This window comes from Komagataeibacter kakiaceti JCM 25156, from assembly GCF_000613305.1.
The window spans coordinates 1-2,051 of record NZ_BAIO01000426.1 but is presented as its reverse complement, the minus strand read 5'-3'; the positions used below and the strand labels follow the sequence as shown (position 1 = coordinate 2,051).

General features: G+C 66.4%; 4 protein-coding genes and 1 pseudogene. All 5 read left to right on the top strand.

The features are described from left to right. Nucleotides 1-458, top strand: a 458-nt coding sequence (locus JCM25156_RS27170; protein WP_206777870.1) for a thioredoxin domain-containing protein, incomplete at its 5' end; no start/stop codon positions are given. Then, nucleotides 455-892, top strand: coding sequence for a hydrogenase expression/formation protein (locus JCM25156_RS31375; protein WP_242402682.1), 438 nt, complete (start codon nucleotides 455-457; stop codon nucleotides 890-892). The genes JCM25156_RS27170 and JCM25156_RS31375, both read left to right, overlap by 4 nt. Nucleotides 893-932: 40 nt before the next feature. Further along, nucleotides 933-1,334 carry a hydrogenase expression/formation protein gene (locus tag JCM25156_RS31370; RefSeq protein WP_242402681.1) on the top strand — a complete coding sequence of 134 codons (402 nt, stop codon included), beginning with the start codon at nucleotides 933-935 and terminating at the stop codon, nucleotides 1,332-1,334. Beyond that, nucleotides 1,331-1,882: pseudogene (hybE, locus tag JCM25156_RS24910) on the top strand ([NiFe]-hydrogenase assembly chaperone HybE); the annotation flags it as partial. The gene JCM25156_RS31370 and the pseudogene hybE (JCM25156_RS24910), both read left to right, overlap by 4 nt. 71 nt (nucleotides 1,883-1,953) lie before the next feature. After that, a partial coding sequence (hybE, locus tag JCM25156_RS31365) for a [NiFe]-hydrogenase assembly chaperone HybE (RefSeq protein ID WP_242402683.1) occupies nucleotides 1,954-2,051 on the top strand: 98 nt, incomplete at its 3' end.

The following is a 2,051-nucleotide window of genomic DNA, read 5'->3' as shown; positions in this document are numbered from 1 at the left end:
CTGGAAGCCGCCCTTGCCGCCGGGCTGGAGGAGGGGTGAGGATGTCCGTCATTCATGAAAGCCCCCTTGTCCACGCCCTGTCGGCGCGGCACGGCATGCCGGTGCTGGACACCCTTGTCACGGCGCCGCCGGGGCTGACGGTGGTGTTCCTGCCCAGCCATGCCCGGCCGCATCTTGAAACCCCGGATATTGCGGCTGTCCTGCCCGACCTGCTGCGGGCCGCGCAGACATTGCTGCCCCCCGATACCCCCCTGCGCGGGGCGGTGGCGGATGCGGCGCTGGAAGCCGAACTGTGCGGGCGTATCGACGGGCTGAACCTGCCTGCGCTGGTCCTGCTGCATGATGGGGTGCCAACCGGCATGATCCCCCGCATGCGCGACTGGGATGAATATGGTCGCCTGTTCCGTGGAATTCTCTCCCCCTATTGCAATGCTGGCCAGAAAGATGTTTCGGCATGACCGCCTCCTTCGCCTTTCCCCCCCGGGGCTTCGGCCCCGGTTCCATGCCGCCTGATAACGAGGAGGGGCTTCAGTACCTCGCCATGCCATCGGGCGTGCATGTATATGCGGCCCATACGCCCGAAATTGATGATCCGGCGCGCGTGCGGCCCGCCATCGGGCTGCTGGAGCAGGTGCGGGATCTGGCGCGGGCATGGACGCCGGGCCATTCCACCATCGTCAGGCGCGCCGGGCTGGATGCGGCCAGCCAGGCCGTGTTTGACGACGCGCTGGGGGAAGGGGAGGTCTCCATCGTGCTGGAAGACGCCGCTGGCCGGATCGAGGTGCAGGAAAGTGTCTTTGCCGGGGTGTGGTCCCTGCGCGCCGCGCGCATGGCGCGGGTGAGGCCGGGGCCGTGCGTGAGCAGGTGGAAATCGCGGCCTTTCCGCGCGTGATCCTGTCCCGCGCCTTTCCCGCGCGCGGCCCGCGCCGGATATGGCCGATCATGTCACGCCCGGTGTGGTCAACGCGCCGGCGGTTCTTACGGAACTGTGCGACCATGCGGCGCGATGGCGCCCCGGTGTGCCGGCGCATGTCGTCAATCTGAGCCTTTTGCCCCACACGCCCGAGGATCTGGACATGATCGCGCGGGTGCTGGGGCGGGGTCACGCCACCATCCTGTCACGTGGGTATGGTAATTGCCGTATCGAAGCGACAGGCACGCCCCATGTCTGGCGTGTGCGGTATTACAATTCCATGGACACGCTCATTCTCGATACCATCGAGGTGACGGACGTGCCGGAGGTCGCCTGCGCCGCGCGGGAAGATATTGCGGATTCAGCCACCCGGCTGGCTGAAATCTGCACGGCCCTGGCGGCGGTGGAACCTCCGGCATGACGGATGTATTTCACGGGTTTGAAGGCTCCTATCTTGGCAATGCGGAGCGTCTCAGGCCTGATTCCATCATGGAGTGCAAGATCTGCTGGTCGGTCTATGACCCGGCGCAGGGATGCGCGACATGGCAGATTCCCCCCGGCACCCCGTTCGCGGACCTGCCGGATCACTGGCGCTGCCCCACATGCGATGGCGCGCGGGAGCAGTTCATGGTGGTTCCCCCCGCTGTGGCCGCCCCCCCCGGCATGCCGGATGCAACCCGGCCGACCACACCGGTATCCCCCATGGCGGAACAGGAAGGGACCGGCAGCCCACCCGAAAGCGATGAAGCCGATGGTCCAGCCCGGAGCATGGAGGCGGCGTTTCGTGAAATCCATCGCGGGCAGATGCGCGGCATCCCCCTGCTGAACGAGGTGCTGGGCGTGCGTGCGGTGGGTTTTCGCCCATATGGGGGGCATTTTCTGGGCATCCTGATCACGCCATGGTTCATGAACCTGATCCTGGCCCCGGGCATGGCCGATGACTGGTCCGGTCTGGTATCGGGTGACAAGGAACTGATCGAATTCCCTTCGGGCCGGTATGAGTTCACCATCGTCAACCGTGCCGCCCGCGCCGACATGCCATGCTGCCGCCCTACAAGGCGTGCTCGCTCTTCTCTCCCGTGTTCGAGTTCACCACCATGCTTCAGGCGGTCGAGACGGCGCGGGCGGCGCTGGCGGC